Origin of the sequence: Oliverpabstia sp., assembly GCF_022785585.1 — a bacterium.
Taxonomy (GTDB): domain Bacteria; phylum Bacillota; class Clostridia; order Lachnospirales; family Lachnospiraceae; genus Oliverpabstia; species Oliverpabstia intestinalis.
Genome location: NZ_JALFPR010000125.1, coordinates 1 through 22,714, shown reverse-complemented (window position 1 = coordinate 22,714; position 22,714 = coordinate 1). Strand labels below are relative to the sequence as shown.

Sequence of the window (22,714 nt, the reverse complement as noted above, 5' to 3'; positions counted from 1 at the left end):
AGGCTGTTACTTTAACCTTTTCAGAATAGCTTCTGAAATCGATCAAGGCAACAGTCCTTTTTCTCCTGTCTACTGGAACATATCGCCCCTTACATAGCCAGTTTGTCCTTCAAATTCAATTTTAATCCAATCTCCATCCTCACCGGTCTTGGTCACAGTCTGTCCACCCACCAGTTTGCCGATGGATTCTGCATCCTGCGATGGTTCTTTTCTGATATTGCAATTGGATTTTACGGTAATCTGCGCCCCTTCTGCTGCTTCCATGGCCGCAGATCCTTCCACTCCAAGCTCTGACAGATATTTTGACAAAGCTTCATCAGAAGCCAGTTTTTCATCATAAGATGCCTGTGTACTGTTCAGCAGTTCCTGTACCTTGGCATCTTCAAGCTGTTCACTGATATATGCAAGCTGTTCCTCGTTCGGATCTGCCACAATATACAAACTTCCATCTTCTTTTGTATCCACATATAGATAACTGATTCCTGGCAGAAGTGTATCATAACCCACATACTTATGATCATAAGCTGCAAATACCACATAACTGGTATCTGTCATGCCTTTTTTTGTATATACCTGTACGTTACTGTATCCTTCAATATACTGAGAATTCGTGATCGCACTTTCATCTGACGGATCCAGTTCATCCACCAGTTCTTTTAAACTCTGCACGTCTTTGCCTGTCAGTGCTGCATAATATTTTTCTATCAGTGCATTGACCTGCGGATAGGCATTCAGTTCCAGCTCTCCTGCTGCCGGTGTTGTTTCCGGTTCCGCGGTTGTTGCCGGTGTTTCTTCTGCTTCCTGCGTCGGAGTCGGTGTTTCCGTCTCCTGCTGTGTCTCCTGTTTCGGTTCGGTTGTTTTCTGATTTCCAAATTTTGAGGAAATAAAACGAACACCGAAAAATAAAATCAATACCACTGCCAGAATGCCAAATCCCAACATGAAATATCTAAGATTATCTGACAGCCATTCTCTGAAATCATCCATATCGTATGCCTCCTTATGATTGGGTACGATCCTGATTTTTCTTCCGTTCTTCTGGAAAAATGTAAAAAGAAACGCATCTGGAGGGATTCGAACCCCCGACACATGGTACCGGAAACCATTGCTCTATCCCCTGAGCTACAGATGCGTATCCGTGAGACTTTTACCTTACTCACATTTATAAATAATAACACATCTGTTCTCGTTTGTAAAGAGTCTTGTTCGCTAAAACTGTTACTGTTCACTCCGTTCCCAGTAACCTAAAACTTATCCGTCATCTGCTGCTTTCACAAATGAACTCTTTTATCTTCCGCACTGTAAAAATACGCCTGATCCGACAGAACCTCCTTCGGATCGACCTGACTTTCATTGATTTCCGTTACAATTTCTGTCAGTGCTTCCTGATACATTCCTTCCTCCTCCGGGATCAGAATACATTCATGAATACTGCTTGGCAACACATAGAATCGCTCTCCCAGAAGTTCTTCAGCCTGTTTTAACACGCCCGGATATAAGAATGTTCCTGCTCCCAGTGACCGTTCTTTATTAGTCAAAACATACATTTGCTTTTCTTTTCCCTGTACCAGACCCAGCAGACCCTTCATATTAATAAATTCTGCCGGCAGTTTTAGATATGTATATCGTTTTGCATTTTCGATCAGTTCTTCCTGCGTAATTTTCCATGCGTTCAGATGAGCATACTCTATCAGAATGGTTGCCTGCATTGTCTCATCTTTCTGGATCCGATAATAAAATACCATCGCCAGATCCAGGATTCGCTTATGCGGGACTTTTTTTAACAGTTCCCGGTTTCTCTCGTAATTAATCAGTTTAAAACAGATGTTTTCTTTGATTTCCTGATAATTTTGAAAAAAATCCGTTTCCACATCCATCTGAGGTTTGCAATGTTCAAATTGCCACATCACTTTCCGAACCAGCTGTTCTAGCGGAACTCCTTTTTCCCAGTAAGAAAAATAATCTTCCATATAAAAGATCGAAGCAACCCGGGCATTCTCACTTTTTAATACAAGACCTTCCATAACGACCCCGTTATTTTTGTTGATTTTTTCGGTGGTAATACTCACCCCCTCTTCCATAACTTCTTTCATTCGTTCTAAAAATTCACATCGAAATTCCTGATAATTCAAATTGTTCTCCTTTGATTTTTATGAATTTCAGATGTTCATATGGGGAAAATGTGACGAAACATCACTGAAATAGAAATGTAAATTACTTTTATATCATACATGTTTTCTCTTAAAAATGCAAGCAATTTCTTGTATCTGTCTGCATTGTTACCATCAACAATTATTGTTCACCGGTAATATCCTGTGATGTGTTTTTTGTGAGCAAAGGCCACAGAAACCCCGAGACATACCGCATACTCTAAACTGATCCACTGCCAATTGCTGCTATGCAATGCTTCAAAAACAAAGCCCCGGAAAATCCTGTATTTTCCGGGGCTTTACGATCTGTTATCAATTTCGACTGTTAAATCTTATACTCTGGACAGATATTCACCTGTTCTGGTATCGATTTTGATTTTATCTCCCTGATTTACAAACAGAGGTACGTTTACCTGTGCGCCTGTTTCAACAGTTGCAGGTTTTGTAGCACCCTGAGCGGTATCACCTTTGAATCCAGGTTCTGTTTCAGTGATCTCCAGTTCTACAAACAGAGGCGGCTCGATAGCGAATACACTTCCGTTATAAGAACATACTTTAACAGTTTCGTTCTCTTTTACAAATTTCAGAGAATCGCCAACAGTATCTTTATCAACTGCCATCTGATCATAAGTTTCCATATTCATAAAGTTGAACAGATCCCCATCTGCATACAGATACTGCATATCTACTCTGTCGATACGAGCCTGTGGGAATTTTTCAGTAGGTCTGAAAGTTTTTTCTACCACACCACCGTTGATGACATTTTTTAATTTTGTTCTTACAAAAGCTGCACCTTTACCAGGTTTTACATGCTGAAACTCGAGAATCTGAACAACGTTTCCATCGATTTCCAATGTTACACCGTTTCTGAAATCTCCTGCTGAAATCATATGATATTCCTCCTTATAACTCACAATACCCGGTGATTTCCGGGTATCTGCCTTCTTAATATATTTGAGCTTGGCTACTCATATTCTATAATAACTACAGGGATTTTTCAACTAATTTTTTCAAATACGACCAGATTTCCTGTTTTTCTGATAAAAATGCAAAACAATTTTCTCCAGATACCGTTTCAGTATAATCTGAATCTCTTCTTTCGGATGGATCGGTTTCACAAGGATGTTCGCCATTCCTGTCCTCTTTGCCCCATACACATCAGTAAACAGCTGATCACCGATAAACACAGTATCAGACAAATCCGTGCCCATCAGTTCCATCGCTTTCAGATAATTTTTGCGGGAAGGCTTATGTGCATCCTCGATATAATGCACCTGCACATCTCTGTTGAACATCTGCACACGCTCCAGCTGATTGTTCGACAACAGACAGCAGGAAAAACCAAGCTCTTTCAGATGCGCAAACAACGCTTTCGCCCGCTCATCTGCCGGTTCTCCATGAGGTACCAGAGTATTGTCGATATCAAAGATAAGGCCACGGTATCCTTTTTTATACAGTTCATCAAAATCAATCTGATAGGTGGAATCCACCCAGGTATCCGGATAAAATGTTTCAAACAGCATCTTTTGTTCTCCCTCTAATCAACGGTTTAAAAACCATTTCATTTCCTCAAATTTCTCTTCCATCAGATCATAACCATGCTGATAAAAGTTCTCCAGCTTCTGTGTATCCCGCTCCAGACGGGCTACCGGCTCGATCTCCGGTCTGAGAACAAATACTTTTCCTTCTTTTTCCCATTTGTCAATATAATACAACGTCTTGTTATAGACTTTTGCACGCTGTTCGAGTACTTCGACCAGTTTCGGATATTTCTTTCCGTAAGCGAGTTCAAACAGACGGTCCTGTTTTCCGCTGGAATGTTTCCGATAGCCTTTATTTCTGGTCAGAATGATTACATTTCTCTGATGTCCTGTCTTCAGGGAATGGATGATGGGGATGGAATCGGCCACTCCACCATCCACATACGGAATGCCGTCCACAAATACTGTTTTCGTCGCCAGCGGCATACTGCACGACGCTCTGCAGATATCCATCATCCGTTTTGCACTGGAGTGTTCGCTCAGATATTCCGCTTTTCCTGTAATGCAGTTGGTCACCACCATCTCGCACTGCATGTCCGAATTCAGGAAAGTATCAAAATCAAACGGAAAGATTTCATTCGGATATTTTTCAAAAATCAGATCCATATCCAGCAATGTTCCCGTCTTCAGTGTATTTTTTATTGTTACATAACGCTTCTTCTTATCCGTAATAATGGTACAGTTCTTTGTACGCAGTGGCTGCCTTGACACATAATCCACCGCATTGCACGCACCTGCGGAAGTTCCAACCACATACGGAATATAAAAATCCTGTTCCATCAGATAGTCCAGTGCTCCGCTGGTAAAAACACCCCTGTTTGCTCCACCTTCCAGTACCAGACCTGCTCGTTTCATGTTTGTAACGCTTCCTTTCTTCTTTGTTTACCGTTCTTCCAGAGGACGGTAAATTTCTTCTTCTTTTACTGTTTTATAAGCCGGACGAATAATCTTATCCATATTGATCAGTTCTTCCATCCGGGGTGCACTCCAGCCGACGATACGTGCAATGGCAAACATTGGTGTGAACAGCTCGGTCGGAAGATCCAGCATGCTGTACACAAATCCGCTGTAGAAATCCACATTGGCACTTACGCCCTTATAAATATGACACTCTTCTCCAATAATCTTCGGTGCCAGCTGTTCTACCATACTGTAAAGTGCAAAGTCTTTGTCTTTGCCCTTTTCATGGGCCAATTTCTGTACAAACCCTTTGAAGATTTCTGCTCTCGGATCGGAAATGGAATATACAGCGTGCCCCATTCCATAGATCAGGCCTTTTTTATCAAAAGCTTCTTTATGAAGCAGCGCGCGAAGGTAAGCTCCTACTTCTTCCTCATCCGTCCAGTCTTTCACCTGTTTTTTCATGTCTTTGAACATCTGGACTACTTTGATATTGGCACCACCGTGCTTCGGTCCTTTCAGGGAACCCAGGGCGGCTGCTACTGCCGAATACGTGTCTGTTCCTGAAGAAGTCACCACATGAGTGGTAAATGTTGAGTTATTACCACCACCATGCTCCATATGCAGCACCAGTGCAAGATCCAGAATCGTTGCCTCTAACTGCGTATACTGCATATCCGGACGAAGCATCAGCAAAATATTTTCTGCAACAGAAAGTTTCGGATCCGGATTATGGATATACAGACTTTTTCCTTTGATATAATGATTGTATGCCTGATAACTGTATACCGACAGCATCGGAAAAACACTGATAAGATTCAGACACTGACGTAGGACATTCGGCAGAGAAGTATCATCCGCATTATGATCATAGGCATATAACGTCAGCACACTTCTGGATAACGTATTCATCATATCCTTGGTCGGTGCTTTCATGATAACATCGCGGACAAAGTTCTTAGGCAGAGATCGCTGGCCCGCCAGCAGGACCTTAAAGTCTGCCAGTTCTTTTTCGTTGGGTAGCTTTCCGAATAACAGCAGATAAGTAACTTCTTCAAATCCAAAACGCTGTTCTCTTAAAAATCCCTGCGTCAGTTCATGGATATCATACCCGCGATAGTATAATCTTCCTTCACAGGGAACTGTTTTCCCATCCACCACATCTGTGGAACAAATGGACGAAATCTGTGTCAGACCTGCCAGCACACCTTTTCCGTTGACATCACGCAGCCCACGTTTTACATCGTATTTTCCATACAGAGACGGATCCATCTTACTGTTTTCCACACATACCTGTGTTAAGCTTTCCATCTCCGGTGTTACTTTTAATTTAAATCCCGCCATATTCTTTCCTCCTGTCCTTTTATTCGTAACTGTCAGACTTTTTAATAATTACGTTGCTTATTTTTCATATTATCTGATTTTTCTTTTATTACTCTGCTTTTTTCATGTCTGTTTTGCTGTTTTCTGTAGAGAGTATCAGTTATGACTATTATACAGACGAATGCTTTTCACCGCAATAATTGAATTCTTAAAAAAATATGAAACTTTTATGCCTTTTTTAGAACAGGACATTAGTTTTTTTACTATTCAACAGCCGTTGTGAAAGATACGGACAGTTACGATTTTTTATTTTCAAGTCCCAGTTCTTTGGCCCGATCCGGGAAATTTGTGAAAATACCATCGACGTTCCAGTTGTTTAACTGTTCCATGAGTTCTTTTTTGTTGACAGTCCACACATTGACACCAATCCCATGCGCATGACAATCCCGCACCATCTCTTCTGTCAGAAAGTTCTTATCCGGATGATAATATTCCACACCATTTTCTTCTGTGAAAAATCCCATATTATCCATCCGTGCTTCCATCAGATATCCCATCGGAACTTCCGGCAGCATTTTCTTGCATTTGTTGATGGATACCAGATTAAAGGAAGAAAAAATCACGCGGTCTTCCATCTGGAATTCCCGCACCATATCGATTACTTTTTCTTCCAGGTGTTCGTAGTAATACACACTGTTTTTCAGTTCAATATTGGTAACCAGTCCCGTATCCTTTACCCAGGTCAGATACTCCCGCAGCGTTGGAATCCGCTGAAAGTCATATTTTCCTTCAAACTTTCCGTAGCAGTCAACAAGACACAATTCCTGATACGTATAATCACGAATATTTCCTGTTCCACTGGTCGTTCGGTCAATGGTCTCATCATGCATGATCACGATCTCATCGTCTTTCGTCAGCTGTACATCCAACTCGATGCCATAACAGCCAACTTCTTCCGCTTTTTTAAATGCCAGCATAGTATTTTCCGGATATTTTCCGCTGAATCCTCGATGTGCAAATACCTTCATTATTAGCCCTTCTTTCCTGTATCCCTGAAAATTCGGTATCTGATATTTCAGAAATACATTTCTTCACTTCCCTTAGTATGACAGATTGTTGTCTGATTTTCAACTACAAACCAGACAAAACATACCACACCGGATTTTGCTGTTGTCGCAGAAGCCAGGATCTTATACACCCACGGATTTTAACTCATTTCCCACAAAAAGAGCAGAAAACTTTATGTGCTCCATAAAATTTTCTGCTCTTTTTATTATTGGATTCCCTTGCTCACTTTAGGTTTCTGCCATTGATAATCACCGTCGACCAGTTTGCTATCCTCTTCCTCCGGTGCCTGTGGAACCCGCAGGACAAAGACCGGATCAGTATACGGATTCTTCAGTTTTTTTTCATTCATCGTTCCGCCTGTACTCTCCGCAGTACCTGTATTATCCGCTATCACAGCAGCTTTTTTCCCACTGTTATTCTGCAGGCTTTCCTCTACCTGCCCATCTGCATCATTTCCACGGATAATCTGTGCGGACGAATCTCCTGTTCCGATTTCTGCTTCCATGGTAATCTGACCGGAATCGCCTGTTGCTTCTGTATTCTGTGTATCTGTTTCACTTCCGGTTGTGGTATCTGCTGTTTCTGTCTCCTGCGTCGGTGTCACCACATTTCCTTCCTCATCCAGTACATCCGCACCATAAATCGTCTCTTTCAATTTTCGTACGGTAGGCTCCCAGTCCGGAACGAGATCCCCGTTGTAGCCATGATACATACCATCATAAGGAATGCGATCGGAAATAATTTTATACTTCATCAATGTCGGCGCTTTTGCCAGTAAACCCCAGAATTCACTTTCCGGTACGTTATGTGTCAGTAACGGAAGCAGACGGGTTGCCAAACGATCCAGATCTTCAAAGCTCATAGTCTTTACTTTATCAAGGAGTTTTAACAGTACCTCTCTCTGACGTTCTGTGCGCTGATAATCGGAATTACCTACTTTTCGGATACGTGCATAAGCCACCGCCTGCATACCATTACATTCATAGGTTCCCTCACCCGGAATCAGATATTTTTTAGATTTTAATCCCAGTATCCTGCACTGCTGTTTGATACTTTTGTTTGCATTTTCTGCTTCTTTTGGGGTAAAAGTAATTTCAATAGTACCGATTTCATCGATAATATCAATCATCGAACCAAAATCCACCGTGACATATCGGTCTACATCAATCTTGTAATTCTCTTCTACGGTCTTGGTAAGCAATGGTCCTCCACCATTGGGATACGTGGCATTCAACTTACGGTATCCGATTCCCGGAATCATTACATGGGTATCACGCATCAGGGAAATCATGGAAATCTGTTCCAGACGATAGTTAACAGAGATCAGAATCATAGAGTCTGAGTTCCCAATCCAGCCTTTATCTGTCGTATCCAGACCAACCAGCATAATATTGTATACATTTCCATCCGTAGTGATTGGCTCCGCAGATGCATATTGTGCCATGTTCTGCTGTGCCTCCAGCAATTCCGGATCCACTTCTTCCTCTACCGTCGTTTCTTCCTCTGTTTCTTTCTCCTGTTGCTCTTCTTTCTGTTTTTCAATCAATGCCTGAACTTCATCATCCGTCATATAGTTGGTTTTTGTATAATATCGATGTCCCATATAATATACAACTCCGGCAATGATCACAATCAGCGCCAAAAAAATCCCGGCAACAATCGCACCTTTCTTCTTTTTGGACATTTTCGGCTTTTTTTCCCGCGTTGCCTCTTCCTGCTCTTTATCGTCTGCTGACACGCCCGACAGCCTCCTTTTTATTGATTTGCTTATTACTGGTAAATGATACCATTTGCATTATTTTTTGTCAATTACTGGCGATGTCTGCTGTCTCTTTTTCATTTCTGTCCGTAATATGCATTTGCTCCGTGTTTCCGGTAATAATGTTTATCCTGCAATTCCTGCGGTGCCGGTTTCACCTGCGGATTGATCATCTCACAGCGTGCCGCCATCTTTGCAACTTCTTCGAGTACGACCGCATTATGAACCGCTTCGTGTCCGTCTTTTCCCCAGGTGAATGGTCCATGATTTTTGCACAGAACTGCAGGTACTGCTTCATAATCTTTATCTTTGAAGTAATCTACGATCAGAAGTCCTGTATTTTTCTCATACGCCGTATCGATCTCTTCTTTTGTCAGGCAACGCACGCACGGGATTTCTCCGTACATGTAATCTGCATGGGTGGTTCCGTAACACGGGATTCCTCTTCCTGCCTGTGCCCAGCTGGTTGCCCATGGAGAGTGCGTATGTACCACACCGCCGATCTTTGGAAATGCACGGTACAATTCCAGATGAGTAGGTGTATCAGAGGATGGATTGTATCTTCCCTCAATCTTATTTCCCTCGAGATCCATGATCACCATATCATCCGGTGTCAGTTTGTCATAGTCAACACCACTGGGTTTGATGGCAAAATATCCGGTTTCCCGGTCAATCTGGCTGACATTTCCCCAGGTAAAGGTTACCAGATTGTATTTTGGAAGCAGCATATTGGCTTCATATACCGCTTTTTTTAATTCTTCTAACATAGTTTCCTCCTGCCTAGTGCAGATGTACTACTGCTGCACGCTCAATCTCCAGTCCCTCTTTATATCTGTTCATAAAAGCTTCAAATCCTTCCACATCTTTCGGATCCGGTGCAATCTGTACACTTTCTTCTTTTGCAAATACCTGTTCTTCCAGATAAGAAGCAAGGCTCTCGCCTTCTGTTTTATTTTTACGGTAAGCAGCCAGAAGAGCGATTCCCCAGGCACCGCCTTCTCCTGCTGTTTCCATCACGGATACCGGCGCATTGACCGCTGCCGCCATCACCTTCTGTCCCACACCTTTTGTCTTGAAGAACCCACCGTGCCCAAGAAGCTTATCTACAACCACACCTTCTTCTTTTAACAGGATATCCATACCCAGTTTCAGCGCACCCACACTTGTAAACAGGTGGCTTCGCATAAAGTTCGCCAGGGTAAATTTGCTGTCCGGTGTACGCGCAAATAACGGACGTCCCTCTTCAAAGTGTGTAATATGTTCTCCGGAAAAATAGCAGTATGGAAGCAGTCCGCCGCAGTCTGCATCTCCCTCTAAGGCTTTGTTATATAAAGTACCGTACAGTGTATTAGTATCTACTTTCACGCCGAAACTTTCCAGATTCTCCCGGAACAGGTTCACCCATGCGTTCAGATCTGAGGTACAGTTCTGAGAATGTACCATAGCTACCGGCATACCGTCCGGTGTTGTCACCATATCAATTTCTCCGTATACCTTTGACAGTGGTTTTTCCAGAACGATCATGGCAAATACAGAAGTACCTGCGGATACGTTACCGGTGCGTACGGCTACGCTGTTAGTCGCTGCCATACCGGTTCCTGCGTCACCTTCCGGCGGGCACACCAGACTGCCCGGCTGCAAGTTACCGCTTACATCCAGAAGTTTTGCACCTTCTTCGGTCAGCGTACCTGCGTCTTCTCCTGCAGACAGAACCTGTGGCAGGATCTCTCGCAGTTTCCATGGATATCCTTTTTCTTTTATCAGTTCATCGAACTGTTCTACCATCTTCTGGTTATAATCTACGGTTTCCGAATCGATCGGGAACATACCGGAAGCGTCGCCGACACCCAGAACTTTCTTCCCGGTCAGTTTCCAGTGGATATAACCGGCCAGTGTAGTGAAAAATGTGATATCTTTTACATGTTCTTCACCGTTTAAGATGGCCTGATACAGATGTGCGATGCTCCATCTCTGTGGAATCTGCTGACCAAATAGCGGGGTCAGTACATCGGTCGCCTGCTCGGTGATATTATTTCTCCAGGTACGGAACGGTACCAGAAGATTGTCCTCTTCGTCAAATGGCATATAGCCGTGCATCATGGCACTGAATCCCATGGATCCGATCTTTGTCAGGATCTCTCCGTACTGTTCTTTTACATCTTTTGCCAGTTCCTGATAACTGGTCTGCAATCCTTTCCAGATATCTTCCAGGCTGTAGGTCCAGATGCCGTCTACCAGCTGGTTTTCCCACTCATAGCTTCCGGAAGCGATCGGTGCATGCTCTTTGCCTACCAGAACCGCTTTGATTCTGGTGGAACCGAATTCGATTCCCAGGCTGGTTTCCCCAGCCCGGATCTCTTTTATAATCTGATTTTTATCTGTCATTTTTTTCTCCATCCTGTTATTGGAACGATTATTTGTTCAGTTTATAATACATAGAATTCCATTTCAGTTCGTTCTTGAAATTTCTGATCTGCGTATCTTTATCAATGTAAACTGCTTCGATACCCATCGCTTCTGCCCAGTCGCCCATCTGTTCTGCGGTGATATCGTAGGAGAATGCGGTATGGTGTGCTCCTCCTGCAAGAATCCATGCTTCTGCACCTGTGGCAAGATCTGGCTGTGGAGTCCAGAATGCGGTTGCTACCGGCAGTTTCGGCATCTCTTTTTCTGTCTTCTTGCAATCTACATCGTTGATGATCAGACGGAAACGATCGCCAAGATCAATCAGAGATGTTGCAATAGCCGGACCGGTTTTCGAGGTAAATACCAGTCTTGCAGGATCTTCTCTGTCACCCATAGACAACGGATTCACTTTGATGGAAATCGGACCGTCTGCGATGGTTGGGCATACTTCCAACATATGTGCTTCCAGAATACCTTCTTTTCCCGGAACCAGATTGTATGTATAGTCTTCCATAAAGGAAGTTCCCTTTGCGTCTTTTTTACCTGTAGTCATGATCTTCATCAGACGTACCATGGCTGCGGTCTTCCAGTCACCTTCACCACCGAATCCATAACCTTTTTCCATCAGTCGCTGGATGGCCAGACCCGGCAGCTGCTGCAGTGCGCCAAGATCACCGAAATGAGTAACAATCGCCTGATAATTCTTCTCTTCCAGGAATCTCTCAAAACCGATCTCGATCTGTGCCTGTACGGCTACATGTTTTTTGAATTCTTCCGGATCGCGTCCCTCTAACAGAATCTGGTATTTACTGTAATATTCTTCTACCAGCGCATCCACATCACCTTTTCCAACTGCCTGTACAGCTTCTGCGATTTCATTAACCGGATAAGCGTCTATTTCCCAGCCGAATCTGATCTGCGCTTCTACTTTATCGCCCTCGGTAACCGCTACATTTCTCATATTATCCGCAATACGCATCACACGGATATGGCTGCTTTCCATGACACCGACTGCAGTGCGCATCCAGGAAGCGATCTTTTCCTGCACTTCTTTCGCTGCCCAGTGTCCGACAACAACTTTACGGACAATTCCCATACGGGATACGATATGTCCATATTCACGGTCGCCATGAGCAGACTGATTTTCATTCATAAAGTCCATATCAATCGTATCGTATGGAATTTCTTCATTGAACTGCGTATGCAGATGCAACAGTGGTTTCCGGTATTCCTGCAATCCAAGAATCCAGGATTTTGCCGGGGAGAACGTATGCATCCAGGTGATCACACCCGCACATTCTTCATCTGCATTTGCATCATTAAACGTTTTACGGATGACTTCATTTGTGATCAGGGTTGGTTTCCATACCACTTCATATGGGAGAATCCCGGATTTGTTCAGTTCGTTTACAATGATTTTTGAATGTTCTGCTACTTTCTGCAGACACTCATCTCCATACAGATCCTGTGAGCCGGTTGCAAACCAGAACTTATATTTTTTTGCTGTTTTCATGTGAAAAATTCCTCCTTATTTTGCTCGTTTTTATTTTTTTATCAAACAGGTTTTTTGTTCGATTTTTATCTGTTACTGATGTTTTCTATTTCCTTTTTCCGAAAAACTCCGGATGCCTGCTGCCAGCGTTTTCTATTATTCTCCTCTCACCGGCGTTCCATACAAGACTTTCGGATCACCAGCTCCGGTTCAATCAGGCGAAGTACTCTGGATTCTTCGGGTGGTATCCCATGAAGCAGTTCCAGCAGAAGTTCTGCTGCCATCTCACCAAGTTTTTCCTGTGGATGAGACACCGTCGTCAATTCCACCGGACCGGTTCTTGCGATCACCGAATCATCGTAGCCTGTCACGGACAGATCCTCCGGTACTTTTTTCCCGATCCGTTCCAGCATCCGGATCACTTCCACCGCAATCTGGTCGTTGTAGCAGACCACTGCATCAATCGGAAGTTCCGCCTCCAGCATCATCTGTACCATCACCGCTGGTTTTACCTTTCGGTCTTCGGTATGAAACCACACCACCAGTTCCGGCTGATAAGACATTCCTGCTTCCTGCAGTGCTTTGACATATCCTTTGTGACGTTCTGCCCCCTGGCTGTCATCTGCTTTGAAAACACCGGCGATCTGTCGATGTCCTGTATCGATCAGATATTTTGTCAGCAGGTACGCACCTTTCGCATCATCCAGGAGAATCGTCGGTTTATTTTTCATCTGCAGGTAGCTTCCCTGGATAAAGACATACGGGATGCCCATACGGTCAAGCTGCTCATACAGAGGCATATTTCTGCACAAAATCTGGCTTTTGCTCGGTTCGATGATCAGTCCGTCCACATCCTTGGTCAGGATGTCTTCGAGGCACTGTGCTTCTTTCTGCCGGCTGTTTCCGGTATTTTTCAGCATGATACTGTATCCCTGTTCTGTCAGTACCCGATCCATCCCCTGGATCAGACGTGGAAAAATGTAATCGGAAATATAAGTCGTAACCACTGCAATATTTTTCGAATTCTTCCGGTGTGCCATCCTGTCGGAACAGAAAGTTCCTTTGCCATGTTTTGTTGTAATATATCCGTCTGTTACCAGAATCGCCAGTGCTTTTCGCACTGTATGGCGGCTGATCTCATATTCCTGCGCCAGTTCATTTTCCGACGGCAGCTTCGCACCGGGTCGGATCTCACCGGAAAGAATCTTACTTTTCAATTCTTCCATCAGGGACATATATTTTTTCCCTTTCTCCGTAATACACACCTCCTGCCTGTATTCTTTCCTCTATCTTATAACTTGTATGCACAACTTTACAAGTTGTATTTCTCAATTTTATTTTTTTATAAAATCCTCTTGCTTTTTGTCAGCTGATATGCTATATTCTGACCTGTCGCAAAGCCCATAAAAACAAGGTCTTACAGGGCTGACCGCCGATTTCCGGCGTAGGTCATATACTTTCAGTATATGCCTCCACGGCATTCGCCAGATATCCATGTACCCATGTCTGTCTGACTCAAAAGCCGCGTGAAAATGAATCGAGTGTTCGTGACCTTCCACTCGTAAAACAAAACTAAAGGAGAAACTGAATATGAAAAAACAAAGTAACACATTGTTCCTCGCACAATCTGCGATGATCGCAGCAATCTATGTGGTTCTGACCGTGATTCTGGCACCGTTTTCCTATGGAGAGGTACAGGTGCGTGTCTCAGAGGCACTGACCATCCTTCCGGTATTTACGCCTGCAGCTATCCCCGGTCTGTTCGTGGGATGCCTGATCAGTAATATTCTTGGCGGATGTATCCTTCCGGATATTATCTTCGGCAGTATCGCCACCTTACTGGGCGCCTGCTTCACCTATCTGCTCCGCAACCGGAACAAATTTCTGGCTCCACTGCCACCGATCATTTCCAATATCCTGATCGTTCCCTTTGTTCTGCACTACGGCTATCAGGTACCGCTTCCGATTCCGTTCCTGATGGGTACGGTCGGTATCGGAGAAGTGATTTCCTGTGGAATCCTGGGCATGATTGTGTATACAATTCTTGATAAACACAGAGTTGCTATTTTCCGCACAGCTGCATAATTATTTAAACGTTTTCGCGGCAATCGCCAAGGTCTCGTGCAAGCAGGACTTTGGTTCGTTGCTCGCATAAAAAAGAGAAGAGGTATCTGTTTTCACAGATATCTCTTCCTTTTTATGCATATATTCTTATTATCTGACTACTGATCTTCTGCTTTCCTGTGACCAGGCTGGGCTTTACAGTTCAATCAGTTCCTTCGGAGAACCCGCCAGGTTTCTGCAACCTGTTTCGGTAACCAGTACCATATCTTCAATACGAACGCCGCCGAATCCCGGTACATAGATACCCGGTTCCACAGTTTCGATCATACCTGCCTGCAGCACGGTTTCATCAGACGGAGCAAGTCCTGGTTTCTCATGAATAAACAGACCCACACTGTGACCAAGACTGTGACCAAAACAGTCACCGTAACCAGCTTTTGTAATGATATCTCTGGCGGCCTTATCCACTTCCTTACCTGTTTTTCCGGCTTTTACAGCAGCAAGGCCAGCCAGTTGTGCTTCCAGAACCACGTTGTAGATCTCTTTCTGTTTATCATTGGCTTTTCCGATTACTACAGTTCTTGTCATATCAGAGCAGTATCCCTCATACTTGCACCCGAAATCCATCGTTACAAAGTCTCCGGCTTCCAGTTTCTTTCTGCCCGGAATCGCATGTGGCATAGAGGAGTTCAGTCCGGAAGCAATAATGGTATTAAATCCGAGATCTTCTGCTCCTGCTTTTTTCATCTGATATTCCAGTTCTGCTGCCACTTCCAGTTCACTGACTCCCGGTTTCAGAAAATCCAGGATCCTGGAAAATGCAACATCACCGATATGCTCTGCCTGTGCCAGATATTCGATTTCTTCTGCAGTTTTGATTCTGCGAAGTACATCCACTTTTCCCCCCATCGGCACCCACTCTTTAACCGGAAGTGCTTTTTTCATCTTGTCGAACTGGCTGCAAAGCAGCGACTGATCTTCGTATCCGATTGCCAGTGTGCCTTCTTCTTTTTCCAGACATTCTGCAAAAATCTGCTCTCTGGTATGTCCGCGATGTTCCTGAACAATGGTAAAATCACTTTCTTTTTCTGCCTGTTCCGTATAACGGGAATCTGTAATCAGGACCTGCTGGGTGGCAGATATGTACAGTGCACCCTCTCCTCCGCGGAAACCACTGATGTGTCTCATGTTATAGGGATCAGTGATGATCATTCCCACCAGTCCTTCTTTTTTAATAAGCTCCTGTGCTTTACTCATGATGCCTTTCTCCTTTTCTGTCCCCGGTCATCTTCCCTGTACCGGAGTATCCTGATTTTATTTTACACCGCTTCGAGTGCCTGCGCAAGGTCTGCAATCAAATCATCCACATCTTCAATACCAACTGAGAGACGGATCAGATCCGGAAGGACACCTGCCTCAATCAGCTGTTCTTCATTCAGCTGTCTGTGGGTATGGCTTGCCGGATGCAGAACACAGGTACGGGCATCTGCCACATGAGTTACAATTGCGATCAGTTTCAGTGCATTGGTGAATCGCATTGCACCTTCTTTCCCTCCTTTAGGACCGAAACAAAGTACACCACAGACACCATTTGGCATATATTTTTCTGCCAGCTGATGGTATTTGCTGCTTTCCAGCCCTGCATATTCCACCCATGCCACTTTTTCATGATTTTCCAGAAATTTCGCGATCTTTAATGCATTCTCACAGTGTCGCGGTACTCTCAGGTGCAATGTTTCCAGGCCTACATTGGTCAGAAATGCATTCATCGGAGACTGGCAGGAACCCATATCTCGCATCAGCTGTGCTACCGCTTTCTGAATATAAGCTTTTTTCCCGAATTTCTGTGTGTAAATAACACCATGATACGATTCATCCGGTGTGGTCAGACCCGGAAATTTTTCTTTGTGAGCTTCCCAGTCAAAGTTTCCACTGTCCACGATACAGCCACCCAGTGCCATGGCATGTCCATCCATATATTTTGTCGTGGAATGCGTGACGATATCCACACCAAATTGAAATGGCTGGCAGTTGATCGGTGTTGCAAAGGTATTATCACAGATCATCGGTACTCCATGGCTGTGTGCCAGATTCACGAATTTTTCAATATCAAGTACAACACCTGCCGGGTTGGAAATTGTCTCGGCAAATACTGCTTTTGTATTCGGTTTAAAGTATTTTTCCAGTTCTTCTTCCGGCAGATCCTGATCCACCAGATCTACTTCCACTCCGAAACGATGCAGGGTAACGGCTAACAAATTAGAAGTTCCGCCATAGATTTTTGCCGCACAGATGATATGATCTCCTGCCTCACAGATATTAGTCACCGCAAGCATCGTAGCTGCCTGACCGGAAGAAGTAAGCATAGCTGCCACGCCCCCCTCAAGATCACAGATTTTCTGTGCTACAATATCGCAGGTCGGATTCTGCAAACGGGAATAAAAGTAACCTTCTTTCTCCAGATCAAACAGTTTTCCCATCTCTTCGCTTGTCTCATAGCGGAACGTAGTGCTCTGATAAATCGGCAGTACTCTCGGTTCTCCGTTCTTGGGCTGCCATCCTCCCTGGACACAAATAGTATCTTTTTTCAGTTTCATATAATAATTCCTCTTTTCCTTAGGGTTTTATGGTTTTATTGTAGACGATAAAAAGGGGAAATGCAACCATTTCCCCTTTTTCTTTCTATCCTTTGCTTGAATTATTTTACTGTTCAATGATAATATCCCGCACTGAATTATATAATTTCAGCTGTTTTTCTTATACACCCAAAGAAGTCCCTTTAACAGCAGATCATCATCCAGGATCACGTCTTCTTTGCAATATGGAACAATACTCTTTGCCAGACCTCCGGTAGCGATCACAGTTGCTTTTTCACCCAGTTCTTCTTCCATCCGAAGGATCACACCATCGATCAGTGCCGCATTGCTGTAGACGATGCCGCTCTTCATACATTCAATGGTATTTTTCCCGATCACCCGTTTCGGTGCTTCCAGATCGATGCCAGAAAGCTGCGCAGCTCTCGCCGTCAGTGCATCCAGAGAAGTCCGCACACCGGGAAGAATCATGCCGCCGATATAGTTTTTCTTTCTGTCGACTACACAAACCGTCGTCGCAGTTCCCATATCAAAGATGATCATCGGTGGTTTGTATTCTCTGATAGCTCCCACCGCATCTGCAATTAGATCACTTCCCACCTGCGCCGGGTTGTCCATCAGAATATTCATGCCGGTTTTAATTCCGGGGCCAAGCACCATGACTTCTTTTTTCAGTATTTTTTCAGCTGCCAGTTTTACGATCTGTGTAATCTGTGGTACAACAGAACACACGATACCACCCTCAAGTTCTTTCGGAGACATCTTGAAAATATCCAGTACATTTTTGATCACAATGGCATATTCCAGTTCTGTCTTACTTCTGTCTGTGGAAACCCGCTCGATAAAATAGGTTTTCTGTTCATCGATACATCCCACTACGATGTTGGTATTTCCGATATCAATAGCTAATATCATAATTCTCTCCCTTATAACTGTTTCTCTGTCTGTTCCAGAATCTTATTCATAATCTCCACTGCCGTTTCTTCCTTGCTTAACAACGGAAGCTGTGTTTCATCGTCTGCGGTGATCAGTGTTACAATATTAGTATCTCCGGCAAATCCGGCACCTTCCACTTTCACATTATTTGCCACGATCATATCCAGATTCTTTTTCTTCAATTTCTTTCTGGAATTTTCCAGCATATGTTCCGTCTCCATGGAAAATCCGCACAGAAACTGATTCGCCCTCTTATGTTCACCCAGATATTTCAGAATATCATCTGTCCGTTCCATCTCAATAGAGAGTTCTTCGTCCGTTTTCTTCACTTTCTGCTCACTGATCGTTTTCGGACGATAATCTGCCACAGCCGCCGCCTTGATCACGATATCCTGCCGGTCAGATCTGCCGGTCACCGCTTCATACATCTCTCTCGCTGTTGTAACCGGCACCACATCCACAAAGAGTGGTGGTTTTATGGCAGTTTTTCCACTGACCAGTGTCACCTCCGCACCTCGCATGCTGCAGACTTTTGCAATCGCATACCCCATTTTTCCGCTGGAGTGATTCGTCAGATACCGCACCGGATCGATCGGTTCCTGGGTCGGTCCTGCCGTCACAAGGATTTTTTTGCCTTTCAGATCTTTTTCATAAGCCACTTCCTGTAAAATGTATTCGAGCAGGGTCTCAGGCTCAGGCATCTTTCCTTGGCCCACGTCTTTACATGCCAGAAGTCCGACTGCCGGCTGAATCACTTCATATCCATAGTGTTCCAGCTTTTTCAGATTATCCTGCACGATTGGATTTTCAAACATCTGTGTATTCATCGCAGGAGAAATGATTTTTTTGCATTTACATGCCATCACTGTTGTTGTCAGCATATCATCTGCAATTCCATTCGCAATTTTTCCGATCACATTGGCAGAAGCCGGTGCTACCAGAACCACGTCCGCCCGCTTTGCCAGCGCCACATGTTCTACCGAATACTGAAAATTCCGGTCGAACGTATCCACCAGACACTTATTTCCTGTTAAGGTCTCGAAGGTGATGGGATTGATAAAATTCGTGGCATTTTGTGTCATCAGCACCTGCACATCAGCGTGAAGTTTGCCAAGGGCACTCGCCAGAGAAGCGATCTTATATGCTGCAATACTTCCGCTTACCGCCAGAACCACTGTTTTTCCTTTCAACATAGGTTGTCCGTCCTTTCTTCTCATCCGCTGGTCCTCCCTGTCAGGTGTACCGCGTATTTTGCATCCTTTTTATTATAGCCTACTGCCCCGAAAATGCAACCTGTAGCACATAAGTCTGGCTTTGTTCGTCGGAAAATACAATATTTCCCAGCGACTGCAGCATGGATTCGTTCAGTGCCGCATATTTTTCCCGTTCTCTCGCACCCACAAAAATATACCTGACCTGATATTTTTTCAGCAGTTTTTTTACTTCTTCCTGGTTCGTCGAGGTATAGATAGCCTCTACCTCCTGTGCACGCTCATTCAGCGCCCCGGTATCGCCTCGCCACAGCCATTCATGGACATACCAGCCAAGCACTGTGGGAAGTCCCGTCATCGCGGACACCCGTTCATAGTCACTGTAACTGTCTCCATTTGCCTCAAGAACCACCGGATCGCCGGTAACATGTTCATTGAGCCAGCGGATCGCCGCAGCGTCTTCCGGAAAAGTTGTCTCAAGATATGCGGTGGCATCCAGTCCCTGATACTGCGCCGGGTTCCATACCTGACCAAACCATGCATGCACAGCAGTTACCGTATAAAAACAACAGCCCACAAAACAGGCAAACACCACGCTGGTCAGAATTTTCCGTATCACATGCCTCTTCTCCATCCACAGACGGATCAGTGCATACCCAAATAAGATTCCAAACATCGCAAATGCCTGATAGGTCAATTTGAACATTGTGTTGGATCTGGCGTATTCTTTTTCATAGATATCTCTCACATAAACGATCTCCGGGATCACGATCAGCCCCAGAGCCGAGATCCCCAGCAACACACCGAAAGCATCCGCTTTTTTCGCACCTTCCCGTTTCACGCACCAGAAAAAAAGCACTGTCCCGATGGCCGGAAGTCCCCAGATCAGCCAGTACTGATATGGTCTGGAATGGTTCTGTGCAAGTGCCACTTCACTGACCATGCTCTGAAACTGCAAAGTAAACGGCAGTGCAGCTATGTTTGCCAGTAAGAATACCCATACCGCATGAAGCAGGCTGATCCCCATCGTCATTCTCATACGATGCGGTTTTTCCAGTTCTTTATAGTTCTGGCAGTTGCACCAGATCACTCCCATGCCACCCATCACATAGTAGATGACAAAATCCCAGTAATTCGTCCAGTGAAACATACCGATCAGAAAAGCAAACACCAGCACGTAGGGATCTGTCAGAGCTGCCGCTACCTGGTTTTTATAAAAATTCCTGTTTCCTGTCACCTCCGCCTGCAGCGCATTTTTTCCGCTGTAATGTTGCATCATCGCATAAACCAGACTGATCAGTGCCACCACAAACATCAGATTGACCACATGGGCATGTAAGTCACCCAAAACAAAGGAGTAGGAAGGGAATTCATGAATCGTTTTATCATTTCCCGCCGGATAATAGCCGATATAACGGGTGGAATTCGGAAACCAGTAAGTATAATCCCCTTTTGGCAGATGAAAGATCTCCCGGATCCACGGAAGAAGTTTTCCGATCACCACATAATGCATATTTCCGGCAAGAGATACCCCTGCCCCCGCAAGGGCACCGCCAAGCAGTGCCGGTTTTTCTCTTTTCCAGCTGTCAAGTACCATCTGGCGTACCAGAGCAAACGGAACGGAAAAACAAAACCCTGCCACCAGTGTCCGCATCAGATTGTACGTCTGTGCCACCTGCGTATTGGTCAGTTTCGTTAAAAATACAGCAAAATACTGTCCGCCATAATAATAGTTGATTTTTGCTCCCGCATACCACAGATCCTTCGCCGGAAGTGTGGTACTGCGCATCATCGCCATCATAAACCCATAGTCCATGAACTTTTCTGTTCCGTACGCTGCCGGGCGAAATCCCGCCACATAAGTCCATAGAAGAAAGAATAAGATAAATACCAGTTCATCATCCAGCACTGTCTGGTACCATTCTGTTGTAAATTTCCAGGACGTTTTGTCCTTTATCTTTTGTTTCTTTAACGCAATCCAGACACCCCAGCAGACAGCTGCCAGTACACCTGTGCTTACAAGACAGCCCACATGCGTAAACGGTACAATTCCCGTACTTGCTCCCAGCCACATCAAAAATCCCGCACCGGCAATACCGAATATCTTTGCCACCAGATATCCTCTGTCACGGAATCCGGAAAAAAGATACTGGCAAAGCGGAAAACTGCACCATCCAAGCACCAGTATGGTCAGCCACCAGACAGCAAATACTTTTCCGTCCTCTTTTAACAGAACCTGTGCACTCATAAAAAGCACCGTCAGTACAACAGCTTTCCATATTCCCTTTCTTTTCTCATTCACTGTTTCGCACCTCCCCACTTCCGGAAGTCTTTTAGTGTTGTTTTACCGATTTTTACAATTTTTTTCATATTGATGGAATTGACTCCACCCTGTCGCGGACGGAATGTAATTGGATAATACATTACCCGCCGTCCTTCTTTTGTATATCGCACCGTCATCAGTACATTTGCCAGAAAATACTGTGGTGGAATCTCTTTTAAAACTTCTTCCAGTTCTGCAGCCCGCATCAGCCGGAACGGTGTATTGGCATCTTCCACCCAGCAGTGAAATGTCACAAGGATCACCAGTCGAAGAACCCGTGTCACAAAGATCCGCTGCCAGCCGTCCTGTCTTTTTTTTCTGCTTCCAATCAAAAGCCCACACTTTTTCCTGTCTTTCCACAGCTTCCAGAATTCTTCCGGCAGAGTCTGTCCATCAGAATCTGTCTGAAAAATATAATCTGCCCCTTCCGCAATCGCACAGCGGTAGCCATATAAAATAGTGGCACCGTGTCCCTGGTTTTCTTTTTTTACCGTGCGAAGCTGCGGATATTTTCCCTGCAGATGATCCAGTTCCTCCTGCGTCCGATCTGTACTTCCGTCATTGATGACAAACAATCGACTGTCCTCTCCTGTTATTTCCACGATGGGATGCCACTGTGCTACTACATTTTCTATGTTTTCTTCCTCGTTATATGCCGGAATCACGATGATCAGCCGATCCTGATTTTGTTCTGTTATTTCACTCATGATTTCTTTCTCCCCTTTTCTTTCCCCACATATTTCCCTTTGATCTTTTTCCGTAACTCTTCAGTAGCCATTATCCCGCGAGGTGTTTTGGCATAAATATGCCAAAATCCCGAGACATACAAGCAAAAATGCCATCACCGAAGGTGATTTTAAATGCATTTTTGCTCGTAACTGTAAAGTTACTGAACAGTTACCTTTTGCCATTATAATCGAACTTACCCACAACGTAAAGTCGACCAG

The 22,714-nt window shown here is 44.4% G+C and carries 19 protein-coding genes and 1 tRNA gene; 1 reads left to right on the top strand and 19 read right to left on the bottom strand.

The window, feature by feature from the left end:
* Positions 1-69: 69 nt before the first annotated feature.
* The 13 genes from MSA64_RS08790 to MSA64_RS08730 all read right to left on the bottom strand — a co-directional run bounded on the left by MSA64_RS08790 (position 70) and on the right by MSA64_RS08730 (position 13,874).
* Positions 70-987, bottom strand: coding sequence for an SH3 domain-containing protein (locus tag MSA64_RS08790; RefSeq protein WP_118316146.1), 918 nt, complete (start codon positions 985-987; stop codon positions 70-72).
* Positions 988-1,059: 72 nt separating this feature from the next.
* Positions 1,060-1,132 (bottom strand) — tRNA-Arg (locus MSA64_RS08785).
* 139 nt (positions 1,133-1,271) lie between these two features.
* Complete coding sequence (locus MSA64_RS08780) at positions 1,272-2,132, bottom strand: DUF5688 family protein (RefSeq protein ID WP_154431675.1); 861 nt, start codon at positions 2,130-2,132, stop codon at positions 1,272-1,274.
* Between the two features lie 350 nt (positions 2,133-2,482).
* Positions 2,483-3,040, bottom strand: coding sequence for an elongation factor P (efp, locus tag MSA64_RS08775; RefSeq protein ID WP_022172588.1), 558 nt, complete (start codon positions 3,038-3,040; stop codon positions 2,483-2,485).
* A 120-nt stretch (positions 3,041-3,160) separates the two neighbouring features.
* Positions 3,161-3,670: a YqeG family HAD IIIA-type phosphatase gene (locus MSA64_RS08770; RefSeq protein ID WP_117524378.1), complete on the bottom strand. Its 510-nt coding sequence runs from the start codon at positions 3,668-3,670 to the stop codon at positions 3,161-3,163.
* Positions 3,671-3,691: 21 nt separating this feature from the next.
* Entirely contained in the window at positions 3,692-4,546 is an 855-nt protein-coding gene (locus MSA64_RS08765; RefSeq protein WP_215637245.1) for a patatin-like phospholipase family protein, read from the bottom strand.
* Between the two features lie 27 nt (positions 4,547-4,573).
* Positions 4,574-5,935, bottom strand: coding sequence for a citrate/2-methylcitrate synthase (locus MSA64_RS08760; RefSeq protein ID WP_287891361.1), 1,362 nt, complete (start codon positions 5,933-5,935; stop codon positions 4,574-4,576).
* A 275-nt stretch (positions 5,936-6,210) separates the two neighbouring features.
* Positions 6,211-6,942: a glycerophosphodiester phosphodiesterase gene (locus tag MSA64_RS08755; protein ID WP_154431678.1), complete on the bottom strand. Its 732-nt coding sequence runs from the start codon at positions 6,940-6,942 to the stop codon at positions 6,211-6,213.
* A 245-nt stretch (positions 6,943-7,187) separates the two neighbouring features.
* Positions 7,188-8,720 (bottom strand): LCP family protein, encoded by a 1,533-nt coding sequence (locus MSA64_RS08750; RefSeq protein WP_287891358.1) that lies wholly within the window; start codon positions 8,718-8,720, stop codon positions 7,188-7,190.
* A 98-nt stretch (positions 8,721-8,818) separates the two neighbouring features.
* Positions 8,819-9,508: an L-ribulose-5-phosphate 4-epimerase gene (locus MSA64_RS08745; protein ID WP_022172594.1), complete on the bottom strand. Its 690-nt coding sequence runs from the start codon at positions 9,506-9,508 to the stop codon at positions 8,819-8,821.
* A gap of 13 nt (positions 9,509-9,521) precedes the next feature.
* The gene (locus MSA64_RS08740) at positions 9,522-11,126 is read right to left on the bottom strand and encodes a xylulokinase (protein WP_287891356.1); all 1,605 of its coding nucleotides are present in this window, start codon (positions 11,124-11,126) and stop codon (positions 9,522-9,524) included.
* Between the two features lie 28 nt (positions 11,127-11,154).
* Positions 11,155-12,660, bottom strand: a complete 1,506-nt coding sequence (gene araA, locus MSA64_RS08735) for an L-arabinose isomerase (protein ID WP_287891354.1) — start codon at positions 12,658-12,660, stop codon at positions 11,155-11,157.
* A 146-nt stretch (positions 12,661-12,806) separates the two neighbouring features.
* Positions 12,807-13,874, bottom strand: coding sequence for a GntR family transcriptional regulator (locus MSA64_RS08730; RefSeq protein WP_154431681.1), 1,068 nt, complete (start codon positions 13,872-13,874; stop codon positions 12,807-12,809).
* A gap of 355 nt (positions 13,875-14,229) precedes the next feature.
* Between MSA64_RS08730 and MSA64_RS08725 the strand changes: the two genes are divergently transcribed.
* The gene (locus tag MSA64_RS08725) at positions 14,230-14,724 is read left to right on the top strand and encodes a QueT transporter family protein (protein WP_022172598.1); all 495 of its coding nucleotides are present in this window, start codon (positions 14,230-14,232) and stop codon (positions 14,722-14,724) included.
* A gap of 174 nt (positions 14,725-14,898) precedes the next feature.
* Here the strand turns inward: MSA64_RS08725 and MSA64_RS08720 are convergent, their stop codons facing one another.
* The 6 genes from MSA64_RS08720 to MSA64_RS08695 form a co-directional block, all read right to left on the bottom strand.
* On the bottom strand, positions 14,899-15,960 hold the full coding sequence (locus tag MSA64_RS08720) for a M24 family metallopeptidase (protein ID WP_287891352.1): 1,062 nt from the start codon (positions 15,958-15,960) through the stop codon (positions 14,899-14,901).
* 62 nt (positions 15,961-16,022) lie between these two features.
* Positions 16,023-17,300: an O-acetylhomoserine aminocarboxypropyltransferase/cysteine synthase family protein gene (locus tag MSA64_RS08715; RefSeq protein WP_287891350.1), complete on the bottom strand. Its 1,278-nt coding sequence runs from the start codon at positions 17,298-17,300 to the stop codon at positions 16,023-16,025.
* Positions 17,301-17,447: 147 nt separating this feature from the next.
* On the bottom strand, positions 17,448-18,212 hold the full coding sequence (locus MSA64_RS08710) for a type III pantothenate kinase (protein WP_022172601.1): 765 nt from the start codon (positions 18,210-18,212) through the stop codon (positions 17,448-17,450).
* An 11-nt stretch (positions 18,213-18,223) separates the two neighbouring features.
* Positions 18,224-19,426: a bifunctional phosphopantothenoylcysteine decarboxylase/phosphopantothenate--cysteine ligase CoaBC gene (coaBC, locus tag MSA64_RS08705; protein ID WP_117524380.1), complete on the bottom strand. Its 1,203-nt coding sequence runs from the start codon at positions 19,424-19,426 to the stop codon at positions 18,224-18,226.
* Between the two features lie 79 nt (positions 19,427-19,505).
* A complete protein-coding gene (locus tag MSA64_RS08700) occupies positions 19,506-21,746 on the bottom strand; it encodes a DUF2298 domain-containing protein (protein WP_277664172.1) in 2,241 nt (746 codons plus the stop codon).
* Positions 21,743-22,474 (bottom strand): glycosyltransferase family 2 protein, encoded by a 732-nt coding sequence (locus MSA64_RS08695; RefSeq protein ID WP_277664171.1) that lies wholly within the window; start codon positions 22,472-22,474, stop codon positions 21,743-21,745. Before MSA64_RS08695 ends, MSA64_RS08700 begins: the two co-directional genes overlap by 4 nt.
* Positions 22,475-22,714 lie beyond the last annotated feature (240 nt).

Coding starts and splice junctions, on each gene's coding strand:
- MSA64_RS08725 (WP_022172598.1), top strand. CDS start 14,230: ATGAAAAAACAAAGTAACACATTGTTCCTCGCACAATCTGCGATGATC.
- coaBC (WP_117524380.1), bottom strand. CDS start 19,426: ATGTTGAAAGGAAAAACAGTGGTTCTGGCGGTAAGCGGAAGTATTGCA.
- araA (WP_287891354.1), bottom strand. CDS start 12,660: ATGAAAACAGCAAAAAAATATAAGTTCTGGTTTGCAACCGGCTCACAG.
- MSA64_RS08715 (WP_287891350.1), bottom strand. CDS start 17,300: ATGAAACTGAAAAAAGATACTATTTGTGTCCAGGGAGGATGGCAGCCC.
- MSA64_RS08760 (WP_287891361.1), bottom strand. CDS start 5,935: ATGGCGGGATTTAAATTAAAAGTAACACCGGAGATGGAAAGCTTAACA.
- MSA64_RS08710 (WP_022172601.1), bottom strand. CDS start 18,212: ATGATATTAGCTATTGATATCGGAAATACCAACATCGTAGTGGGATGT.
- MSA64_RS08755 (WP_154431678.1), bottom strand. CDS start 6,942: ATGAAGGTATTTGCACATCGAGGATTCAGCGGAAAATATCCGGAAAAT.
- MSA64_RS08790 (WP_118316146.1), bottom strand. CDS start 987: ATGGATGATTTCAGAGAATGGCTGTCAGATAATCTTAGATATTTCATG.
- MSA64_RS08740 (WP_287891356.1), bottom strand. CDS start 11,126: ATGACAGATAAAAATCAGATTATAAAAGAGATCCGGGCTGGGGAAACC.
- MSA64_RS08765 (WP_215637245.1), bottom strand. CDS start 4,546: ATGAAACGAGCAGGTCTGGTACTGGAAGGTGGAGCAAACAGGGGTGTT.
- MSA64_RS08730 (WP_154431681.1), bottom strand. CDS start 13,874: ATGTCCCTGATGGAAGAATTGAAAAGTAAGATTCTTTCCGGTGAGATC.
- MSA64_RS08720 (WP_287891352.1), bottom strand. CDS start 15,960: ATGAGTAAAGCACAGGAGCTTATTAAAAAAGAAGGACTGGTGGGAATG.
- efp (WP_022172588.1), bottom strand. CDS start 3,040: ATGATTTCAGCAGGAGATTTCAGAAACGGTGTAACATTGGAAATCGAT.
- MSA64_RS08695 (WP_277664171.1), bottom strand. CDS start 22,474: ATGAGTGAAATAACAGAACAAAATCAGGATCGGCTGATCATCGTGATT.
- MSA64_RS08745 (WP_022172594.1), bottom strand. CDS start 9,508: ATGTTAGAAGAATTAAAAAAAGCGGTATATGAAGCCAATATGCTGCTT.